Genomic DNA, 19,707 nt, shown 5'->3' on the forward strand with positions numbered 1-19,707 from the left:
CGCTACTTATTCACAACATAATCGCTGCTTTCTCGCACAATATATTCATTTTTTGAATGCTTTAATTGCCATTTAAGCGATTTTAGGAAACCATTCGCAACAATCATTTCAGTGCCGTGGAGTTTTGACGCCAACTGCTAAGCGGTCGGTGTCGTATAGCCTGTTATGACATAACAAGATGTACCCATAACGAGAACCGGTAATACCGGACAGTATGCAAACACAACAAGAGGATTTATGGCCGAGAACAAACCTGAGCTACAGCGTGGGCTGGAGGCTCGTCACATCGAATTAATTGCCCTCGGGGGCACTATTGGCGTCGGGCTGTTTATGGGGGCCGCCAGTACCCTGAAATGGGCGGGACCTTCGGTTCTGCTGGCGTATATCGTCGCCGGGCTGTTCGTATTTTTCATTATGCGTTCTATGGGGGAGATGTTATTCCTCGAGCCGGTTGCCGGTTCATTCGCTGTTTACGCTCACCGTTATATGAGCCCCTTCTTTGGCTATCTCACCGCCTGGTCATACTGGTTTATGTGGATGGCGGTGGGGATCTCAGAGATTACCGCCATCGGGGTGTACGTCCAGTTCTGGTTCCCTGAAATGGCGCAATGGATACCCGCACTGGTCGCGGTCGGATTGGTTGCATTGGCGAACCTCGCCGCAGTTCGCTTGTATGGTGAAATTGAGTTCTGGTTTGCCATGATCAAAGTGACCACCATCATTGTGATGATCGTCATTGGGTTAGGGGTGATTTTCTTCGGTTTTGGTAATGGCGGTCAGGCTATCGGCTTTGGCAACCTGACCGAACACGGCGGTTTCTTTGCCGGTGGTTGGAAGGGTTTCCTGACGGCATTGTGTATTGTCGTGGCTTCTTATCAGGGCGTGGAACTGATCGGCATTACTGCAGGTGAAGCGAAGAACCCACAAGTCACGCTGCGTAGCGCGGTAGGTAAAGTGCTGTGGCGTATCCTGATTTTCTACGTTGGCGCAATTTTTGTTATCGTCACTATTTTCCCGTGGAACGAGATTGGCAGCAACGGCAGTCCGTTTGTTCTCACCTTTGCCAAGATTGGTATTACCGCCGCGGCGGGGATTATTAACTTTGTGGTCCTGACGGCGGCGCTGTCTGGCTGTAACAGCGGCATGTACAGCTGTGGGCGTATGCTCTACGCGCTGGCCAAGAATCGCCAGCTCCCCGCCGCTGTTGGGAAAGTTTCTCGCCATGGTGTACCGGTTGCCGGCGTGGCCATTTCTATCGCGATCCTGCTGATTGGTTCGTGCCTGAACTACATCATTCCCAATCCGCAGCGCGTGTTTGTTTATGTCTATAGCGCCAGCGTGTTGCCGGGGATGGTGCCGTGGTTTGTGATCCTGATAAGCCAGCTGCGTTTCCGTCAGGCGCATAAAGCGGCGATTGCCAGTCATCCATTCCGCTCCATTCTGTTCCCGTGGGCGAATTATTTGACGATGGCGTTCCTGATTTGCGTATTAATTGGCATGTACTTTAATGAAGATACCCGAATGTCGCTTTTTGTTGGCATGGGTTTCTTACTGGCCGTGACGTTCATTTATAAGGTTTTTGGTCTGAATCGTCATGGCACAGCCCATAAATTGCGGGAATAAGCGACAAAACGCACAAACCATGACCAAACGATAATTTATTTTAAAAAAGCACTAGACAGAAGACCGAGACCTCCGTAATATCCAGCCCCGCAACGGCGCTAAGCGCCCGTAGCTCAGCTGGATAGAGCGCTGCCCTCCGGAGGCAGAGGTCTCAGGTTCGAATCCTGTCGGGCGCACCATTTAGTAGGGTGCCAGAGCTGCGGTGGTTTTAATACCGCGTAAAAGATTTGCAGTGGTGGCTATAGCTCAGTTGGTAGAGCCCTGGATTGTGATTCCAGTTGTCGTGGGTTCGAATCCCATTAGCCACCCCATTAATTTAAAGTTGTGAAATGCGAAGGTGGCGGAATTGGTAGACGCGCTAGCTTCAGGTGTTAGTGTCCTTAGGATGTGGGGGTTCGAGTCCCCCCCCTCGCACCACGACTTAAAGAATTGAACTAAAAATTCAAAAAGCAGTAAAACGGCGAGTAGCGCAGCTTGGTAGCGCAACTGGTTTGGGACCAGTGGGTCGGAGGTTCGAATCCTCTCTCGCCGACCAATTTTGAACCCCGCTTCGGCGGGGTTTTTTGTTTTCTGATTTTCCCTTCTCAGCCTTTATTCCCGCGAATTACCTGATGTCTTAAAAAGTCCGAATACCTGGTTTTTGCAGTGCAATCGTGGCATGCCTTGTGCAATAATATGCGGGTAGATGCTCATTCCATCTCTTATGTTCGCCCTCTGGCCTCATAAACTCAGGAATGATGCAGAGCCATTTACGGTGCTTATCGTCCACAGACAGATGTCGCGTAGCCTCATCAAACACCATGGACATAACGTTGAGTGAAGCACCCATTTATGTTGTCATACAGACCTGTTTAACGCCTGCTCCTTACCGAGCGGGCGTTTTTTTATGCATACACAAAATCCTTCGAACTGCTTCTCGAATGATTTTGTGTATACGATTGAAAAATATGTAGGCCCGGTAAGCGAAAGCGCTACCGGGCATTCAGGAGTTACTGCGGGGGATTGTTGTTCTGCAACGTCAACATCAGGCCATCACGACGCATGGTGGCGGCTTCTTCCGGCTGATGCAGTCTGTCCAGCGCGTCAGCAAGCCAGGCGTAGTCATAGGCATCCGGGCGCTGTTTGAGAGCGGCACGGAAGGCGAGCGTGGCTTCCTGCCATTCCCCATGCTTCATTAACGACTGACCCAGCGTACTCCACAGCAACGGGCGATCGCCCACGGCTTTAATCTGCTGGCGCAGCACTTTTTCTATCTGTTCCGGATTATTGGTTTTCAGACGCGGGATTGGCAGCACCAGGCGGTCATCGTACTGACGTTTCAAACCATCAATGATGACCTGCTGCGCCGTATCGTGATCGTCACACTCAATCAGATGTTCAGCCATTGCTACCTGCAAAGCAACCTGATGACGGGTTTTACGGTTCTGGTTTTTCCACCATGCACGCAGCCCCTCGCTGCCCTGATCGGCGCGGACCTGATCCATCAAGCCAACCCATGCCTGTTGTTCCAGCATGGCGCGGTGCTCGTCATCACCCACATGCGCTTTTGCCATGGATGGGATGATATCCAGCAAGGAACTCCATGCGCCGGTGCGAATGTAGGCCTGCTCAGCCAGACGCAGCACCTCCGGATGACGTGGCGTTACTTCCAGCAGTTTGTCTACGCTGTGGCGTGCGGCGTGATTTTCATTACGCGCAAGTTGCAGGCGAACGCGAGCGATTTCTACCGGGATCGTATCATTTCCCGCCAGTTCGGCAGCACGCTCAAGGTGTTGGTTGGCGCGAGCTTCGTCACCGCGCTGCTGAGCCGCTTCTGCCGCCAGCAGGTAATTCACTACTGGCTGTTCTGCATGATCGGCATTTTTCGACATCAGCTTCTCAACCTGCTGATAGTCACCTTCTGCCAGTTTGAGCAGCGCCTGTTCGGTCTGCTTACGGGCGCGACGACGTTTACGACCCACAAACCACCCACGGGTATGTGCGCCGGTGCGGAAAATTCGGCGCAACAGCCATTCAATCGCAAACAGGACGACCATGGCGACGATCAGGATGATCACCAGGCCCGTCACACTGGTTTCGATATTGTAGTTATCCGTCTGGATCAACACGTAGCCCTGATGACCGGCTATCATCGGACCGACGACGATCCCGGCGATCAACAGCACAAAGAGCAACAATACTTTTAGCATCATTATTCTCCTTGCGGCGCGGTTGCCGGAGCGTCTGTCGAAGGCGCTGGCGCTGCTGCTACCGGTGCTGTGGCAGGTTGCGCCAGTAAATTACGTACGCGGGTCTGCATTAACTTGTCGAGAATAGCCTGACTCTGCAGCGTTTCCGGGACATCCATACTGATGCTTTGCTGGCTCAGTTGGTCTACTTCTTCAAGGAACGCTTTGGTCGCTGCATCGTCGGTGTCGTAGTAAGCACGCACCCATGTGGAGACATTTTCCAGCGCCTGGCGGTATGTCTCTTCCTGATGACGCGGCACGGCCTGTGCAGCTACTAACAGGCGGGAACGGATATTTTCACGTAAGTAAACGTCCTGGTTCGGTGCCAGCAGCGGTACGGCAGTTTCATCACGACGGCGCACGGTGATAAAGCTGTCCATAAAGTTCTGCCAGCTTTTTTGCAGATTGACGCGCCATTCGCTAATAGAGCTGGAAAGCTCGCTGCTGTCCGAGTCCATCGGTGAATCGTCGGTGTCGTTGTCGGCCAAACGCAGGTTATCGATCTGATTAGAGAGTTGATTCACTTTCAGGATAATGCCGTCATAGTCGACCTGAGTCACCGCGGAGAGGCTCGCGATATCGTCAGTAATCGCACGTCGCGCGGTAATTAAGCTCGGGTCGTTCATATCTGCCAGACTGGCATCGGCGCTTTTCAGCAGCGCCGCGGCGGTAGTGACGTCCTGATCGCTCCATAATTTGCGACCAGCCAGTTTCACCAGGAAATCAGCCTGCGCCAGCAGCCATGTTCCAGCATCGCTGCCGGAGATGGTGGCGACTTTTTGCTGGACTTCATCAAGCTGTTTGACCAGCGCGGCCTGCTGGCGAGTGGCTTCATCCAGCTGCGTTGCCTGCTGTTTAATAATACCTTCCAGCTCAGCTTTCTGGCTTTCCTGCGCTTTTTGCAGTGCCGTCAGCTGGTTCGCCAGCGCATCGCTGGTTGCCGTTTGTGTTGTTGCCTGTTGTTTCCCCCAGCCGTACAGCCCAACGCCTGCTGCCAGCGCAATAGCAATCGCCACAGCGCTCAGAATCAGCGCCGTGCTGTTCTTACTCTTTTTTTCAGTATTAACTGGCTGTGACGTGGTTTCCACGGCCTCCCTGGTCTCTTCAACCACGGCGGAGGATTTTTCTTGTTCCGTCATTATGGCATCCCATTATGAGAGTTATTGTAATGCGCGTAGTAGCGCATCGTTGTCGGCGTTATCAGCGACCTTAATATCTTGCCAGCCCAGTTCCCGGGCGAGGTGCGCCAGACGCTCGCTGACGACCAGCAGCCGACAGCGTAGTAACCAGTGCTCACGATACCACTGTGGAATAAGCGTCCAGAGCTGTTGTAGCATCTCTCCGCTAGTGACGACCACCGTGGTTACGCCACGGGATTGCCAGCGCATCGCTTCTTCTGCACCATCGTAATATTTTGCACTGCGTTGATAACATTCACAAAAATCGACATCGGCTCCGCGTGCCGTCAGGGTTTCACCTATCAGCTCGCGGCCACCGTTGCCGCGTAATATAAGCGCGCGTTTTCCCGCAATATTTTGTAATTCAGGTAATTGTAGCAAGACTTCGCTAATTTCCCGATCCAGAGGGTAGTGAATATTGAAGCCGCTAACAGTATGCAGCGCCAGCGCCGTTGTACGGCCAATGGCAAAATATCGCGGAAGGGATGCCCAGCTTTTCTCTTGCTGCTGAAGCTCGGCATCTGCAAAGGTAACGGCGTGCTGCGAGAGGACGAAGACCAGATCGTTCTCCGTCAGCGCCGACAGTCGGGAAGCAAGCGTTGCCAGTTCCCGGCCAGGTGAAAACTCGATGAGCGGAAAACTCCAGGCCACCTGCCCCAGTGTGCGCAGACGGCTCACTAACTCTTCCCCTGCGGGAGACGGGCGGGTGACCAGAATACTCATGCGGGTGCTTCTCCGTTATAAACTTCAGCCAGAATGGCGCGCGCACCATTCTCCAGCAGTTCTTCTGCCAGAGAGATGCCCATCTGTTCGGCATCCTGTGTGGCGCCGCGACGTTCTCCGCATACCATCTGTGAACCGTCTGGCGCGCCGACCAGCGCACGTAGCCAAATCTCACCGTCGATGATTTCGGCATAGCTACCAATAGGTACCTGACATCCCCCTTCCAGGCGGGTGTTCATGGCGCGTTCTGCTTTGACGCGTAGCGCGGTTTCTTCATGGTTGAGCGGCGCTAACAGCGCCTGAGTGCGCATATCATCCAGTCGACATTCTATGCCTACTGCGCCTTGTCCGACAGCGGGCAGGGAGACTTCCGGCGGCAGAGCGGTACGGACTCGCGACTCAAGACCTAAACGTTTTAATCCAGCGACCGCCAGAATAATGGCGTCATAATCGCCGTTATCCAGTTTGCTGAGGCGCGTGCCTACGTTGCCGCGTAGCGAACGGATGACGAGATCCGGGCGACGCTTCGCCAACTGGCATTGGCGACGCAAACTGGATGTCCCAACGATGCTGCCTGCGGGGAGTTCATCCAGCGTGTTGTACTTATTTGAGACGAAAGCATCACGCGGATCCTCTCGCTCGCAAATGGTGACCAGTCCAAGACCGTCAGGGAATTCAACCGGCACATCCTTCATGGAATGCACGGCGATATCGGCGCGTTTTTCCAGCAGCGCGACTTCCAGCTCTTTAACAAACAACCCTTTCCCTCCGACTTTCGCCAGCGGGGTATCAAGGATCACATCGCCACGGGTTACCATAGGAACCAGTTCCACGATCAGACCTGGGTGGTTTGCCATTAAGGCGTCTTTGACATAATGTGCCTGCCAGAGCGCAAGGGGGCTTTGGCGTGTGGCAATTCTCAAAACATTGTCTAACATGCTTGTTACCGTCATTATCAATCATTGACCATCCTAACATCCTTATCAAAGGGATGTCAGCGTTACGCTCAAACGTAAGTGAGAGGAAAGGCGCTGCATCATCACTGTCAGTGAATAATGACGAGAAAAACCTCCCGACCGTATGAAGGAATTTACACGTAACGAACGGTGCTACACTGGTATGTAGCGCATCTTTCTTTACGGTCAATGAGCAAGGTGTTAAATTGATCACGTTTTAGACCATTTTTTCATCTGTAACTAATAAAAGTGCAGGGGAAAAAGGTAACGGTTATTTTTGACATACGGTTTATCCGGACTGATGACGAGGGTGGTGAGCGTTTGCGCCGCCGCTATCGACGCCATGACGGATGCAACATCAGGCGATACGTCTTGTACCTCTATATTGAGACTCTGAAACAGAGACTGGATGCCATAAATCAACTGCGTGTGGATCGCGCGCTTGCTGCCATGGGACCTGCTTTCCAGCAGGTATACAGTCTGCTGCCGACATTATTGCACTACCACCATCCGCTGATGCCGGGTTACCTTGATGGTAACGTTCCCAAGGGCATATGCCTTTACACGCCTGATGAAACCCAACGCCACTACCTGAACGAGCTGGAACTGTACCGCGGTATGTCGCCGCAGGACCCGCCGAAGGGCGAACTGCCGATCACCGGCGTTTACTCAATGGGCAGTACCTCTTCGGTAGGGCAAAGCTGTTCGTCTGACCTTGATATCTGGGTCTGCCATCAATCCTGGCTGGATAGCGAAGAGCGCCAACTGCTGCAGCGTAAATGTAGCCTGCTGGAAAGCTGGGCGGCCTCGTTGGGCGTGGAAGTCAGTTTCTTCCTGATTGACGAAAACCGTTTCCGTCACAATGAAAGCGGCAGTCTGGGTGGTGAGGACTGTGGCTCGACGCAGCATATCCTGTTGCTGGATGAATTCTATCGCACCGCTGTGCGCCTCGCGGGTAAACGTATTCTGTGGAATATGGTGCCGGGCGACGAAGAAGAGCACTACGACGATTACGTCATGACGCTCTACGCACAGGGGGTGTTAACGCCAAACGAATGGCTGGATCTCGGCGGACTCAGTTCGCTTTCCGCCGAAGAGTACTTTGGCGCCAGCCTCTGGCAGTTGTACAAGAGTATCGACTCCCCGTACAAAGCGGTGCTGAAAACGCTGTTGCTGGAAGCCTATTCCTGGGAATATCCCAACCCACGCCTGTTGGCGAAAGACATTAAACAGCGCTTGCATGACGGCGAGATCGTCTCTTTTGGTCTCGACCCTTACTGCATGATGCTGGAGCGCGTTACCGAGTACCTCACGGCGATCGAAGATCCGACGCGCCTGGATTTAGTACGTCGATGTTTCTACTTAAAAGTGTGCGAGAAACTGAGCCGTGAGCGCGCCTGCGTGGGCTGGCGTCGTGAAGTATTAAGTCAGTTAGTGAAAGAGTGGGGCTGGGATGACACTCGTCTGACCATGCTGGATAACCGCGCTAACTGGAAGATTGACCAGGTACGTGAAGCGCATAACGAACTGCTCGATGCGATGATGCAGAGCTATCGTAACCTGATCCGCTTTGCGCGGCGCAATAACCTCAGCGTCAGCGCCAGTCCGCAGGATATCGGCGTGCTGACCCGTAAGCTGTATGCTGCGTTTGAAGCGTTGCCGGGTAAGGTCACGCTGGTGAACCCGCAGATATCTCCGGATCTCTCGGAACCGAATCTGACCTTTATCCATGTACCGCCGGGTCGTGCCAACCGTTCGGGTTGGTATCTCTACAACCGCGCGCCTAACATGGACTCGATCATCAGCCATCAGCCGCTGGAATATAACCGCTATCTCAACAAGCTGGTGGCGTGGGCCTGGTTCAATGGCCTGCTGACTTCGCGTACGCATTTGTTTATTAAGGGCAACGGCATTGTTGATTTGCCGAAGCTGCAGGAAATGGTCGCCGACGTGTCGCACCACTTCCCACTGCGACTGCCTGCGCCAACGCCGAAAGCGCTCTATAGCCCATGCGAAATTCGCCATCTGGCGATTATCGTTAACCTCGAATATGACCCGACGGCAGCGTTTCGCAATCAGGTGGTGCATTTTGATTTCCGTAAGCTGGACGTCTTCAGTTTTGGTGAAGAGCAAAAATGCCTGGTGGGTAGCGTAGACCTGCTGTACCGCAACTCGTGGAATGAGGTGCGTACGCTGCACTTCAACGGCGAGCAGGCGATGATTGAAGCGTTAAAAACGATTCTGGGCAAAATGCACCAGGATGCCGCGCCGCCAGACAGCGTCGAGGTCTTCTGCTATAGCCAGCATCTGCGCGGTTTAATTCGCACCCGCGTTCAGCAACTGGTGTCTGAGTGCATCGAACTACGTCTGTCCAGTACTCGTCAGGAAACCGGACGCTTCAAAGCGCTGCGTGTTTCCGGCCAGACGTGGGGACTGTTTTTCGAGCGCCTGAACGTTTCGGTACAGAAGCTGGAAAATGCGATTGAATTCTATGGCGCGATTTCACATAACAAACTGCACGGGCTTTCGGTCCAGGTTGAGACCAACCATGTGAAACTGCCGTCGGTGGTAGACGGTTTTGCCAGTGAAGGGATTATTCAGTTCTTTTTCGAAGAAACGGGTGATGAGCAGGGCTTTAATATCTACATTCTGGACGAAAGCAATCGGGCTGAGGTGTATCACCACTGCGAAGGTAGTAAAGAGGAACTGGTACGCGACGTCAGCCGTTTCTACTCATCGTCGCACGATCGTTTTACCTACGGCTCCAGTTTCATCAACTTTAACCTGCCGCAGTTCTATCAGATTGTGAAAACCGACGGGCGCGCGCAGGTGATTCCGTTCCGCACCCAGCCGATTAGCGCTGTTCCGCCCGTCAATCAGGACAACGACGCGCCGCAGTTGCAGCAGTACTTCTCTTAAGCATAGTGCCGGCTGGCGGTGTAAACACCTTATCCGGCCTCCAAATGCGCGAGATACCCAGGCCGGATAAGCGAAGCGCATCCGGCAATCACACTTAGTGGAAGCTCACCTCTTCACCTGCCTGCTGCGTTGCCGCCTGTTCAAGCAGATCCCAGAACGTTTCGCCGCTTCGGTCGCAGATCCACTCGTCGCCTTTCAGGTCAAAGTGGTAGCCGCCCTGTTTGGTCGCCAGCCATACCTGGTGCAGCGGCTCCTGACGGTTAATGATAATTTTGCTGCCGTTTTCGAAACTGATGGTCAGAACGCCGCCGTTGATCTCACAATCAATATCGCTGTGGCCATCCCAGTCATCCAGACGTTCTTCAATGGTCATCCACAGGGTGTCAGCAAGGCGATGAAATTCACTGTCGTTCATTTTCTTATCCTATTTTTCGTGATGCCCGCAGTATAACGTGGAATAAATCGCGATGCAGTTTTTAGCCAAACTCTTGCTTTTACGCCTTCTCCTGCGATGATAGAAAACAGAAAGCATGAACTTTACAGGCAATCGATAATGAAAAACGTGTTAAAGCCACTCGCTGTCATTTTTACTCTGTTCAGCCTGACGGGCTGTGGGCTCAAAGGCCCGCTCTATTTCCCGCCAGCTGATAAAACCGCGCCGCCTCCGACCAAGAGCGTTCAGCCGCAATCGCAATCCACCACGCCTGAGAAAAACGATCGTGGGATTAGTGATGGGCCTTCTCAGGTGAATTACTAACGGCAGGAATAGATTTTACATTTCTGTACCCGCGTGAACGGAGTGAATGATGCAATTCTCTAAAATGCATGGCCTTGGCAACGATTTTATGGTCGTCGACGCGGTAACGCAGAATGTCTTTTTCTCACCAGAGCTGATCCGCCGCCTGGCCGACAGACATCTCGGCGTTGGATTTGATCAACTGCTGGTGGTTGAACCTCCGTATGATCCGGAGCTGGATTTCCACTACCGTATTTTTAATGCCGACGGCAGTGAAGTGTCACAGTGCGGCAATGGCGCCCGCTGTTTTGCCCGTTTTGTTCGCCTGAAAGGGCTGACCAATAAGCGCGATATTCGCGTCAGTACCGCGAATGGTCGTATGGTATTAACCGTAACCGACGACGAGCTGGTGCGGGTGAATATGGGCGAACCCAATTTTGAACCCTCGCAGGTTCCTTTTCGCGCTAATAAAGCAGAGAAGACCTATATTATGCGCGTGGCCGAACAGACAGTATTGTGCGGCGTGGTTTCAATGGGGAACCCGCACTGCGTGATTCAGGTTGATGATGTTGATACGGCCACGGTAGAAACACTGGGACCGGTTCTGGAAAGCCATGAACGCTTCCCTGAACGCGCCAACATCGGATTTATGCAGGTGGTAAAACGCGAGCATATCCGACTGCGCGTCTATGAGCGCGGCGCGGGTGAAACGCAGGCCTGCGGCAGTGGTGCATGCGCCGCCGTTGCAGTCGGTATCCAGCAGGGGCTGCTGGCAGAAGAAGTGAGGGTGGAATTACCGGGCGGTCGACTTGATATCGCCTGGAAAGGTCCGGGTCATCCGCTGTATATGACTGGCCCGGCGGCACATGTCTACGACGGATTTATTCACTTATGAAGCAACCAGGGGAAGAACTACAGGAAACGCTCATGGAGCTCGACGATCGGGCGGTCGTCGATTATCTGCAACGTAATCCTGAGTTTTTTATCCGTAATGCCCAGGCTGTTGAAGCGATGCGAGTTCCGCACCCAGTGCGGGGCACGGTCTCTTTAGTGGAATGGCATATGGCGCGGGCGCGTAATCATATTAACGTGCTGGAAGAGAACATGGCGCTGTTGATGGAACAAGCCAACGCCAATGAAAGCCTGTTCTATCGTCTGTTAAATCTGCAAGGACGTCTGGTGGCGGCCAGCAGCCTTGACGATATGCTGATGCGATTTCATCGCTGGGCGCGTGAGTTAGGGCTGGCAGGAGCGACGGTTCGTCTGTTCCCGGATCGCTGGCGACTAGGCGCGCCCTCAAAATTCACCCATCTGGCATTAAGCCGTCAGGCTTTTGAACCGTTGCGTATCCAGCGTTTGGGCCAGTCGCAGCACTATCTTGGGCCGCTCAATGGTCCTGAATTGCTGGTCATGATGCCGGAGGCGAAAGCCATAGGCTCAGTCGCGATGTCGATGCTCGGGCAGGATGGATCCCTTGGCGTGATGCTGTTTAGCAGTCGTGATGTTAATCATTACCAGCAGGGGCAAGGCACGCAATTGCTGCAGGAAATCTCGCTGATGTTGCCGGAGCTGCTGGAGCGCTGGATTGAACGCGTATGACCGATTCACCCCTTTCTCAGGATGTGGCGCGCTTTTTGCGCTATCTGGGCGTTGAGCGTCAGCTTAGCCCGATCACCTTGCTTAATTATCAGCGTCAGCTTGATGCCATCATTGCGTTAGCTGGAGAGACCGGTCTGCAAAGCTGGCAACAATGTGATGCGCTCATGGTCCGCAGTTTTGCTGTTCGCAGCCGTCGTAAAGGATTGGGGCCGGCGAGTCTGGCGCTGCGTCTCTCCGCGTTACGCAGTTTCTTCGACTGGCTGGTTAATCAGGGCGAAATGAAAGCCAATCCGGCAAAAAGCGTTTCCGCGCCGAAAGCACCGCGTCATCTGCCTAAAAATATCGATGTCGACGACGTTAATCGTCTGCTGGATATCGATCTCAACGACCCCCTTGCCGTGCGCGATAGAGCGATGCTGGAAGTGATGTACGGCGCGGGTCTGCGTTTATCTGAACTGGTTGGGCTGGATATTAAACATCTCGATCTCGACACCGGCGAAGTGTGGGTGATGGGTAAGGGCAGTAAAGAGCGTCGCCTGCCGATTGGCCGCAATGCGGTGGCGTGGATTGAGCACTGGCTGGATCTGCGCGGACTCTTTGGCTGCGATGACGATGCGCTATTTCTGTCCAAACTGGGCAAACGCATCTCGGCGCGTAACGTACAGAAACGCTTTGCTGAATGGGGTATCAAGCAGGGGCTGAACAGCCATGTACATCCCCACAAATTACGCCACTCCTTTGCGACGCATATGCTGGAGTCGAGCGGCGATCTGCGCGGAGTGCAGGAGTTATTGGGTCATGCCAATCTCTCCACAACTCAAATCTATACCCATCTTGATTTTCAACACCTGGCTTCAGTGTACGATGCGGCGCATCCGCGCGCCAAACGGGGGAAATAATGCGTTTTTACCGGCCTTTGGGGCGCATTTCTGCGCTCACCTTTGACCTTGATGACACCCTTTACGATAACCGTCCCGTTATCACACGCACCGAGCAGGAAGCGCTCGCGTTTGTACAGAATTACCATCCGGCGTTGAATTCGCTGCAAAATAGCGACCTACAGCGCTTGCGTCAGGCCGTTCGTGACGCCGAGCCGGAAATCTATCACGATGTTACCCAATGGCGTCACCGGGCCGTAGAACGCGCTATGCTGGAGGCGGGTTTGTCAGCGGCAGAAGCCAGAATGGGGGCTAATGCGGCGATGATGAATTTTGCCAAATGGCGTAGCCGCATTGAAGTCCCACAGACGACGCATGACACGCTGAAAGCGCTGGCTCGCAAATGGCCGCTGGTGGCGATCACCAACGGTAACGCGCAGCCGGAACTGTTTGGCCTGGGTGATTACTTTGAGTTTGTGCTGCGCGCCGGTCCCGACGGACGATCAAAACCGTTCAGCGACATGTACACGCTGGCGGCGGAAAAACTGAAAATGCCTGTAGGTGAGATCCTGCATGTGGGTGATGACCTGACGACAGACGTCGCGGGCGCTATCCGTTGTGGTATGCAGGCCTGCTGGATCAAACCGGAAAATGCCGACCTGATGCACACCGCTGACAGCCGTTTGCTGCCGCATATCGAAATTTCACAGTTGGCATCTCTGACCTCGCTGATATAATCACCAACAACTCTGTATAAATTCCCAGGGGTCCGGCTGGGCCCTGTTGATTCCGGCGGTGCCAATGGACGTTTCTTACCTGCTCGATAGCCTCAATGACGAACAGCGCCAGGCTGTGGCCGCGCCACGCAGCAACATGTTGGTTCTGGCAGGTGCGGGGAGTGGTAAAACGCGCGTGCTGGTGCACCGTATCGCCTGGTTACTGACGGTAGAGAACAACTCGCCGTATTCGATTATGGCGGTAACCTTTACCAACAAAGCGGCAGCGGAAATGCGCCACCGTATTGGTCAGATCATGGGAACCAGCCAGGGCGGTATGTGGGTGGGGACGTTCCACGGTCTGGCGCACCGTCTGCTGCGCGCGCACCATATGGATGCCAACCTGCCGCAGGATTTCCAGATCCTCGACAGCGAAGACCAACTGCGTCTGCTCAAGCGCCTGATCAAGGCGATGAACCTGGATGAGAAGCAGTGGCCGCCGCGTCAGGCGATGTGGTTTATCAATAGTCAGAAAGACGAAGGGCTGCGCCCGCACCATCTGCAGAGCTATGGCAACCCGGTTGAGCAAACCTGGCAGAAAGTGTATCAGGCTTACCAGGAAGCGTGTGATCGCGCCGGGCTGGTGGATTTCGCCGAGCTGCTACTGCGCGCCCATGAACTGTGGCTCAACAAGCCGCATATCCTGCAGCACTATCGCGAACGCTTTACCAATATCCTGGTGGACGAATTTCAGGATACCAACAACATTCAATACGCCTGGATCCGCCTGCTGGCGGGCGATACCGGTAAAGTGATGATCGTGGGTGATGACGACCAGTCGATCTACGGCTGGCGCGGGGCGCAGGTGGAAAACATCCAGCGCTTCCTCACCGATTTCCCGGGCGCAGAAACCATTCGTCTGGAGCAGAATTACCGCTCGACCAACAATATCCTCAGCGCAGCTAACGCCCTGATTGAGAACAACAACGGGCGTCTGGGTAAAAAGCTGTGGACCGACGGTGTCGACGGTGAACCGATCTCGCTTTACTGCGCGTTCAACGAACTTGATGAAGCGCGTTTTGTGGTTAACCGCATCAAGACCTGGCAGGACAACGGCGGCGCGCTTGAACAATGCGCTATTCTGTACCGCAGCAACGCCCAGTCGCGCGTACTGGAAGAGGCGTTGTTACAGGCCAGCATGCCGTATCGGATTTATGGCGGGATGCGCTTCTTCGAGCGCCAGGAAATCAAAGATGCGCTCTCTTACCTGCGCCTGATCGCTAATCGCAATGACGACGCCGCATTTGAGCGCGTGGTGAATACACCGACCCGCGGGATTGGCGATCGTACTTTAGATGTGGTGCGTCAGACCTCCCGTGACCGCCAGCTAACGTTGTGGCAGGCTTGTCGTGAGCTGTTGCAGGAAAAAGCCCTCGCGGGGCGCGCTGCCAGCGCCTTACAGCGTTTTATGGAGCTGATTGACGCACTGGCCCAGGAGACCGCCGATATGCCGCTGCACGTGCAAACTGACCGGGTGATTAAAGACTCCGGCCTGCGCATGATGTACGAGCAGGAAAAAGGCGAGAAGGGCCAGACGCGTATCGAAAACTTAGACGAACTGGTGACGGCAACGCGCCAGTTTAGCTACAACGAGGAAGATGAAGACTTAATGCCGTTGCAGGCGTTCCTGTCTCACGCCGCGCTTGAGGCGGGCGAAGGGCAGGCGGATACCTGGCAGGATGCGGTTCAGCTGATGACCCTGCACTCGGCGAAAGGTCTGGAGTTCCCGCAGGTGTTTATCGTCGGCATGGAAGAAGGCATGTTCCCCAGCCAGATGTCGCTGGACGAAGGCGGACGTCTCGAAGAGGAACGCCGTCTGGCCTACGTCGGCGTGACCCGCGCGATGCAAAAGCTGACGCTGACCTACGCCGAAACGCGTCGTCTGTACGGCAAAGAGGTTTACCATCGCCCGTCGCGCTTTATTGGTGAACTGCCGGAAGCGTGTGTTGAAGAGGTACGTCTGCGCGCCACGGTCAGCCGCCCGGTAAGCCATCAGCGAATGGGCACGCCAATGGCGGAAAACGATACCGGCTATAAGCTTGGCCAGCGCGTACGCCATGCCAAGTTTGGCGAGGGCACCATTGTCAATCTGGAAGGCAGCGGCGAGCACAGTCGTTTGCAGGTCGCGTTCCAGGGGCAGGGGATCAAATGGCTGGTGGCGGCCTATGCCCGACTGGAAACGGTATAACTTTCAGAAAAATATCATTATTTTGTAACGATCTGCTAGCCTTACTGATGAGCAGGTAATTTATCCAGGCTAGCGTTTCGTTGCGTGTTGACGTCAAAATTTTGCTGGCGTAACATGCGCGCACGATTACGCTAAGAGGACATTCGCCTTGGACACACCCAGTAGATACTGGCTCATTATCCTGTCATCCAGGATCAACTCCTAAGGCTATCCCTTTTTGCTGATAGCCTTCGCGGTTGTCAGCGACCTTCTGTTTTTCCCGTCGCGCTGAGTCAGGCTGTTTAATGGTCTGAAACCCAATTTGTTTCTGTGTGCCCTCCGAACTGTCCGATAATTTTTTGCATTGGGAGTCCCGGTCATGCTGAGCGCATTTCAACTGGAAAACAATCGTTTAACTCGCCTTGAGGCAGACGAGATCGAGCACCTGGCCAGTTCGGTTTGGGTCGATTTAGTCGAGCCGGATGACGAAGAACGAAACCGTGTGCAAAAGGACTTGGGCCAGAATCTGGCTACGCGCCCTGAACTGGAAGACATCGAAGCATCCGCGCGTTTTTTTGAAGACGAAGACGGTCTGCACATTCACTCCTTCTTCTTTTATGAAGATGCCGACGATCACGCGGGTAACTCAACCGTCGCATTTACTATTCGCGAAGGCCGTCTGTTTACCCTGCGTGAGCGCGAATTGCCGGCCTTTCGCCTGTACCGCATGCGTGCGCGTAACCAGGCTATGGTGGATGGCAATGCCTACGAGCTGTTGCTCGACCTGTTCGAAACCAAAATTGAACAGCTGGCGGATGAGATCGAAAACATCTACAGCGACCTGGAAAAACTCAGCCGTGTGATCATGGAAGGGCGTCAGGGCGATGAATATGACGAAGCGCTGTCGACGCTGGCGGAACTGGAAGATATCGGCTGGAAGGTACGCTTGTGTCTGATGGATACCCAACGTGCACTGAACTTCCTGGTGCGTAAAGCGCGGTTGCCGGGCAGTCAGCTGGAGCAGGCGCGTGAGATCCTGCGCGATATCGAATCTCTGCTGCCGCACAATGAATCGCTGTTCCAGAAGGTTAACTTCCTGATGCAGGCGGCGATGGGTTTTATCAACATCGAGCAGAACCGCATCATCAAGATCTTCTCGGTGGTTTCTGTGGTGTTCCTGCCGCCGACGCTGGTGGCGTCCAGCTATGGGATGAACTTTGAGTTCATGCCGGAACTGCACTGGAGCTTTGGTTATCCTGGGGCGATTGTCTTTATGATGCTCGCCGGTCTGGCGCCGTATCTGTACTTTAAGCGCAAGAACTGGCTGTAATGGCGGTGACTTATCCGGCCTACGGTGATGTGCTTTTGTAGGCCGGATAAGCGAAGCACCATCCGGCAATCCCCTAGCTCCGACGAACCCGTCGTTGCGTATAAATCGCATCCATCACGAAAATCGCCAGCGCGACCCAGATAAACGCGAAAGTGACCATCTTGTCCGCACCCGGTACTTCACCGTAGAACGTTACCGCCAGCAGGAACATCAGCGTAGGGCCAATGTACTGGAAAAAACCCAGCGTCGACAGACGCAGGCGGGTTGCCGCGCCGGTAAAGCACAGCAGCGGAATGGTGGTCACGACACCCGCAGCAATCAGCAGCAAATTGAGCGACATCGGGTTTTGCCCCATATGGCTGGTTGGGCTGTCGGCAATGCCAAACAGATAGATGGCTGCAACGGGTAAAAGCCACAGGGTTTCGATCAGCATGCCGGTTTGTGCTTCGACCGCAATCTTCTTGCGCACCAGGCCATAGAACGCAAAGCTGAACGCCAGTCCCAGCGCGATGATTGGCAGCGATCCGAAGGTCCACAGCTGTACCAGCACGCCGCATGCGGCTAACAGTACCGCCAGCCACTGCATGCGACGAAAGCGTTCGCCGAGGAAAAGCATTCCCAGCACAATATTCACCAGCGGGTTAATAAAATAGCCGAGGCTGGCTTCCAGCATATGGTGATTATTGACCGCCCAAATGAACAGCAGCCAGTTTCCGCCGATGAGCACCGCCGAGAGCGCCAGCAGGAAGATCTTCTTTGGCGTTTGGAGCAGCGTTTTGACACCCGACCATTGGCGGCTGATGCTCATCAGCACCACCATGAAGAAAAATGACCAGATGACACGGTGCGTCAAGATCTCATCCGCCGGGACATAGTAAATCAGCTTGAAGTAGGCAGGTGCGATACCCCAAATAAAATAAGCAGCAAGAGCGAGTAACACGCCCTGCCGCGTTTGTTTAGCATCCATCGGGAAAACTCATTGCAGAAATGTAACAGCAGTTTACCTTTTTTTGGCTGCTTACCCCACCATATAAGTGGCGGTTGCGCTGGCAATATAAAGCTGTTCTTCGTTATGCAGTTCCACGCGTGCCACGGCGACTTTATTACCCGCCCGCAGCAGGCTGCTGGTGGCGGTAAAGCGATTCCCTCTCCCTGGGCGCAGGTAATCAACGCGCAAATCGATGGTTCCCATGCGTGACATCCGCTGACGCAGTTCGTCCTCACTGATCGTCTCATGGCGGGTTAGCGTACTGCCAACGCACACCAGTCCGGCGGCGACGTCCAGCGCCGAGGCGATCACGCCGCCATGCAAAATGCTTTGCGCCCAGTTGCCGACCATCATCGGTTGATTATTAAAGGCTAATTGAGCAAATTCTTTCTCATAGCGTTCAAGCTCCAGTCCCAGCGCCCGGTTAAACGGCATATGATAGACAAACATTTCACCCACTAACTTCAGCGCTTCCTCAGCAGTAAGTACGGCAGACATATGATCCCTACATCCTAATGGTTAATGAAATGTTGATACTATGCTTATTATTTGTTGTTTTCTACTTTAGGACGGGATAACTAACGAGGAACTCGCTAAGTATGTAGAATACTTGCCAGATAATTATACAATTCATCAATATTTTGGTTCAGGAGAACAGTACCGATGCGGGCGATTCTGGGATGGTTACTACCAGCAGTCATGCTGCCGTTGACCGCGTATGCGCAGGAAGCGACAGTGAAAGAGATTCATGATGCACCGGCGGTTCGTGGCAGTATTATCGCCAACATGCTGCAGGAACATGACAACCCTTTCACGCTTTATCCTTATGACACTAACTATCTTATCTACACCAATACCAGCGACATGAACAAAGAGGCGATCAGCAGCTATAGCTGGTCCGAAAATGCGCGCAAAGATGAGGTTAAGTTTCAGCTAAGCCTGGCGTTTCCGCTGTGGCGCGGGATATTAGGCCCAAATTCGGTACTCGGCGGCTCCTATACCCAGAAATCCTGGTGGCAGCTTTCTAACAGTGAAGAGTCTTCACCGTTTCGCGAAACCAACTACGAACCGCAATTGTTCCTCGGTTTCGCCACCGACTACCGCTTTGCCGGTTGGACGCTTCGTGATGTCGAAATGGGTTATAACCATGACTCTAACGGCCGCTCCGATCCCACTTCACGTAGCTGGAACCGTCTTTATACTCGCCTGATGGCTGAAAACGGTAACTGGCTGGTGGAAGTTAAGCCGTGGTACGTCATCGGCAGCACTGATGATAACCCGGATATCACAAAATATATGGGCTACTATCAGCTCAAACTGGGTTATCACCTCGGTGACGCCGTCTTAAGTGCGAAAGGTCAGTACAACTGGAATACCGGTTACGGTGGCGCTGAGTTGGGTGTCAGTTACCCCATTACGAAGCATGTGCGTCTTTACACCCAGGTTTACAGCGGTTACGGCGAATCGCTGATTGACTATAACTTCAATCAGACCCGTGTTGGTGTGGGCGTGATGCTCAACGATATCTTCTGATAAGTATTGAGAGTATTTTAATCGTTGCAGTTTCTCTCTCAGGCGCTGAAAATAGCGCCTGTTTTTATTTCAG

General features: G+C 53.7%; 18 protein-coding genes and 4 tRNA genes. 15 read left to right on the forward strand and 7 right to left on the reverse strand.

Annotated elements, in window-relative coordinates; all coding sequences use genetic code 11:
• The first annotated feature begins 237 nt into the window (after positions 1 to 237).
• The 5 genes from WC1_RS01050 to WC1_RS01030 all read left to right on the forward strand — a co-directional run bounded on the left by WC1_RS01050 (position 238) and on the right by WC1_RS01030 (position 2,158).
• Positions 238 to 1,623 (forward strand): bifunctional threonine/serine APC transporter ThrP, encoded by a 1,386-nt coding sequence (locus tag WC1_RS01050; protein ID WP_003841199.1) that lies wholly within the window; start codon positions 238 to 240, stop codon positions 1,621 to 1,623.
• 102 nt (positions 1,624 to 1,725) lie between these two features.
• Positions 1,726 to 1,802: transfer RNA gene (locus tag WC1_RS01045), tRNA-Arg, on the forward strand.
• Between the two features lie 56 nt (positions 1,803 to 1,858).
• A tRNA-His gene (locus WC1_RS01040) sits at positions 1,859 to 1,934 on the forward strand.
• A gap of 20 nt (positions 1,935 to 1,954) precedes the next feature.
• A tRNA-Leu gene (locus WC1_RS01035) sits at positions 1,955 to 2,040 on the forward strand.
• A gap of 41 nt (positions 2,041 to 2,081) precedes the next feature.
• A tRNA-Pro gene (locus WC1_RS01030) sits at positions 2,082 to 2,158 on the forward strand.
• A 454-nt stretch (positions 2,159 to 2,612) separates the two neighbouring features.
• On the opposite strand, the gene hemY is transcribed toward WC1_RS01030, so the two are convergent.
• The 4 genes from hemY to hemC are packed head-to-tail and all read right to left on the reverse strand — an operon-like array spanning position 2,613 to position 6,690.
• Positions 2,613 to 3,812 (reverse strand): protoheme IX biogenesis protein HemY, encoded by a 1,200-nt coding sequence (gene hemY / locus WC1_RS01025; protein ID WP_016151234.1) that lies wholly within the window; start codon positions 3,810 to 3,812, stop codon positions 2,613 to 2,615.
• Between the two features lie 2 nt (positions 3,813 to 3,814).
• Complete coding sequence (gene hemX, locus WC1_RS01020) at positions 3,815 to 4,990, reverse strand: uroporphyrinogen-III C-methyltransferase (RefSeq protein WP_003017955.1); 1,176 nt, start codon at positions 4,988 to 4,990, stop codon at positions 3,815 to 3,817.
• 21 nt (positions 4,991 to 5,011) lie between these two features.
• Complete coding sequence (gene hemD, locus WC1_RS01015; RefSeq protein WP_016151235.1) at positions 5,012 to 5,752, reverse strand: uroporphyrinogen-III synthase; 741 nt, start codon at positions 5,750 to 5,752, stop codon at positions 5,012 to 5,014.
• Complete coding sequence (hemC, locus tag WC1_RS01010) at positions 5,749 to 6,690, reverse strand: hydroxymethylbilane synthase (protein WP_003841203.1); 942 nt, start codon at positions 6,688 to 6,690, stop codon at positions 5,749 to 5,751. Before hemC ends, hemD begins: the two co-directional genes overlap by 4 nt.
• Before the next feature lie 390 nt (positions 6,691 to 7,080).
• Here hemC and cyaA point away from each other — a divergent pair, with 390 nt between their 5' ends.
• The gene (gene cyaA / locus WC1_RS01005; protein WP_003017946.1) at positions 7,081 to 9,627 is read left to right on the forward strand and encodes a class I adenylate cyclase; all 2,547 of its coding nucleotides are present in this window, start codon (positions 7,081 to 7,083) and stop codon (positions 9,625 to 9,627) included.
• A gap of 94 nt (positions 9,628 to 9,721) precedes the next feature.
• Here the strand turns inward: cyaA and cyaY are convergent, their stop codons facing one another.
• Entirely contained in the window at positions 9,722 to 10,042 is a 321-nt protein-coding gene (cyaY, locus tag WC1_RS01000; protein ID WP_016151236.1) for an iron donor protein CyaY, read from the reverse strand.
• 138 nt (positions 10,043 to 10,180) lie between these two features.
• Between cyaY and WC1_RS00995 the strand changes: the two genes are divergently transcribed.
• The 8 genes from WC1_RS00995 to corA all read left to right on the forward strand — a co-directional run bounded on the left by WC1_RS00995 (position 10,181) and on the right by corA (position 17,113).
• Positions 10,181 to 10,384 carry an LPS translocon maturation chaperone LptM gene (locus WC1_RS00995; RefSeq protein WP_003017937.1) on the forward strand — a complete coding sequence of 68 codons (204 nt, stop codon included), beginning with the start codon at positions 10,181 to 10,183 and terminating at the stop codon, positions 10,382 to 10,384.
• A gap of 49 nt (positions 10,385 to 10,433) precedes the next feature.
• Positions 10,434 to 11,258 (forward strand): diaminopimelate epimerase, encoded by an 825-nt coding sequence (gene dapF / locus WC1_RS00990; RefSeq protein ID WP_003841207.1) that lies wholly within the window; start codon positions 10,434 to 10,436, stop codon positions 11,256 to 11,258.
• Complete coding sequence (locus WC1_RS00985; RefSeq protein WP_003841208.1) at positions 11,255 to 11,962, forward strand: DUF484 domain-containing protein; 708 nt, start codon at positions 11,255 to 11,257, stop codon at positions 11,960 to 11,962. Before dapF ends, WC1_RS00985 begins: the two co-directional genes overlap by 4 nt.
• Entirely contained in the window at positions 11,959 to 12,861 is a 903-nt protein-coding gene (gene xerC, locus WC1_RS00980; protein ID WP_016151237.1) for a tyrosine recombinase XerC, read from the forward strand. Before WC1_RS00985 ends, xerC begins: the two co-directional genes overlap by 4 nt.
• Entirely contained in the window at positions 12,861 to 13,577 is a 717-nt protein-coding gene (gene yigB / locus WC1_RS00975) for a 5-amino-6-(5-phospho-D-ribitylamino)uracil phosphatase YigB (RefSeq protein WP_003017925.1), read from the forward strand. Before xerC ends, yigB begins: the two co-directional genes overlap by 1 nt.
• A gap of 64 nt (positions 13,578 to 13,641) precedes the next feature.
• Positions 13,642 to 15,804, forward strand: coding sequence for a DNA helicase II (gene uvrD / locus WC1_RS00970; RefSeq protein ID WP_003017922.1), 2,163 nt, complete (start codon positions 13,642 to 13,644; stop codon positions 15,802 to 15,804).
• Between the two features lie 148 nt (positions 15,805 to 15,952).
• Complete coding sequence (ysgD, locus tag WC1_RS25040) at positions 15,953 to 16,009, forward strand: YsgD/CorL family protein (RefSeq protein ID WP_212723238.1); 57 nt, start codon at positions 15,953 to 15,955, stop codon at positions 16,007 to 16,009.
• A 153-nt stretch (positions 16,010 to 16,162) separates the two neighbouring features.
• Positions 16,163 to 17,113: a magnesium/cobalt transporter CorA gene (gene corA / locus WC1_RS00965; RefSeq protein ID WP_003017920.1), complete on the forward strand. Its 951-nt coding sequence runs from the start codon at positions 16,163 to 16,165 to the stop codon at positions 17,111 to 17,113.
• A gap of 73 nt (positions 17,114 to 17,186) precedes the next feature.
• On the opposite strand, the gene rarD is transcribed toward corA, so the two are convergent.
• Positions 17,187 to 18,080 carry an EamA family transporter RarD gene (gene rarD / locus WC1_RS00960; RefSeq protein WP_003841213.1) on the reverse strand — a complete coding sequence of 298 codons (894 nt, stop codon included), beginning with the start codon at positions 18,078 to 18,080 and terminating at the stop codon, positions 17,187 to 17,189.
• Positions 18,081 to 18,131: 51 nt separating this feature from the next.
• Positions 18,132 to 18,599: an acyl-CoA thioesterase YigI gene (gene yigI / locus WC1_RS00955; protein WP_003017917.1), complete on the reverse strand. Its 468-nt coding sequence runs from the start codon at positions 18,597 to 18,599 to the stop codon at positions 18,132 to 18,134.
• A gap of 165 nt (positions 18,600 to 18,764) precedes the next feature.
• On the opposite strand from yigI, the gene pldA reads away from it, so the two are divergent.
• The gene (gene pldA / locus WC1_RS00950; RefSeq protein ID WP_003017916.1) at positions 18,765 to 19,634 is read left to right on the forward strand and encodes a phospholipase A; all 870 of its coding nucleotides are present in this window, start codon (positions 18,765 to 18,767) and stop codon (positions 19,632 to 19,634) included.
• The last annotated feature ends 73 nt before the right edge of the window (positions 19,635 to 19,707 follow it).

The sequence above is a fragment of the Citrobacter sp. KTE30 genome (assembly GCF_000398825.1).
GTDB lineage: Bacteria > Pseudomonadota > Gammaproteobacteria > Enterobacterales > Enterobacteriaceae > Citrobacter > Citrobacter freundii.

Coding starts and splice junctions, on each gene's coding strand:
- WC1_RS01050 (WP_003841199.1), top strand. CDS start 238: ATGGCCGAGAACAAACCTGAGCTACAGCGTGGGCTGGAGGCTCGTCAC.
- hemY (WP_016151234.1), bottom strand. CDS start 3,812: ATGCTAAAAGTATTGTTGCTCTTTGTGCTGTTGATCGCCGGGATCGTC.
- hemX (WP_003017955.1), bottom strand. CDS start 4,990: ATGACGGAACAAGAAAAATCCTCCGCCGTGGTTGAAGAGACCAGGGAG.
- hemD (WP_016151235.1), bottom strand. CDS start 5,752: ATGAGTATTCTGGTCACCCGCCCGTCTCCCGCAGGGGAAGAGTTAGTG.
- hemC (WP_003841203.1), bottom strand. CDS start 6,690: ATGTTAGACAATGTTTTGAGAATTGCCACACGCCAAAGCCCCCTTGCG.
- cyaY (WP_016151236.1), bottom strand. CDS start 10,042: ATGAACGACAGTGAATTTCATCGCCTTGCTGACACCCTGTGGATGACC.
- WC1_RS00995 (WP_003017937.1), top strand. CDS start 10,181: ATGAAAAACGTGTTAAAGCCACTCGCTGTCATTTTTACTCTGTTCAGC.
- dapF (WP_003841207.1), top strand. CDS start 10,434: ATGCAATTCTCTAAAATGCATGGCCTTGGCAACGATTTTATGGTCGTC.
- WC1_RS00985 (WP_003841208.1), top strand. CDS start 11,255: ATGAAGCAACCAGGGGAAGAACTACAGGAAACGCTCATGGAGCTCGAC.
- xerC (WP_016151237.1), top strand. CDS start 11,959: ATGACCGATTCACCCCTTTCTCAGGATGTGGCGCGCTTTTTGCGCTAT.
- yigB (WP_003017925.1), top strand. CDS start 12,861: ATGCGTTTTTACCGGCCTTTGGGGCGCATTTCTGCGCTCACCTTTGAC.
- uvrD (WP_003017922.1), top strand. CDS start 13,642: ATGGACGTTTCTTACCTGCTCGATAGCCTCAATGACGAACAGCGCCAG.
- corA (WP_003017920.1), top strand. CDS start 16,163: ATGCTGAGCGCATTTCAACTGGAAAACAATCGTTTAACTCGCCTTGAG.
- rarD (WP_003841213.1), bottom strand. CDS start 18,080: ATGGATGCTAAACAAACGCGGCAGGGCGTGTTACTCGCTCTTGCTGCT.
- yigI (WP_003017917.1), bottom strand. CDS start 18,599: ATGTCTGCCGTACTTACTGCTGAGGAAGCGCTGAAGTTAGTGGGTGAA.
- pldA (WP_003017916.1), top strand. CDS start 18,765: ATGCGGGCGATTCTGGGATGGTTACTACCAGCAGTCATGCTGCCGTTG.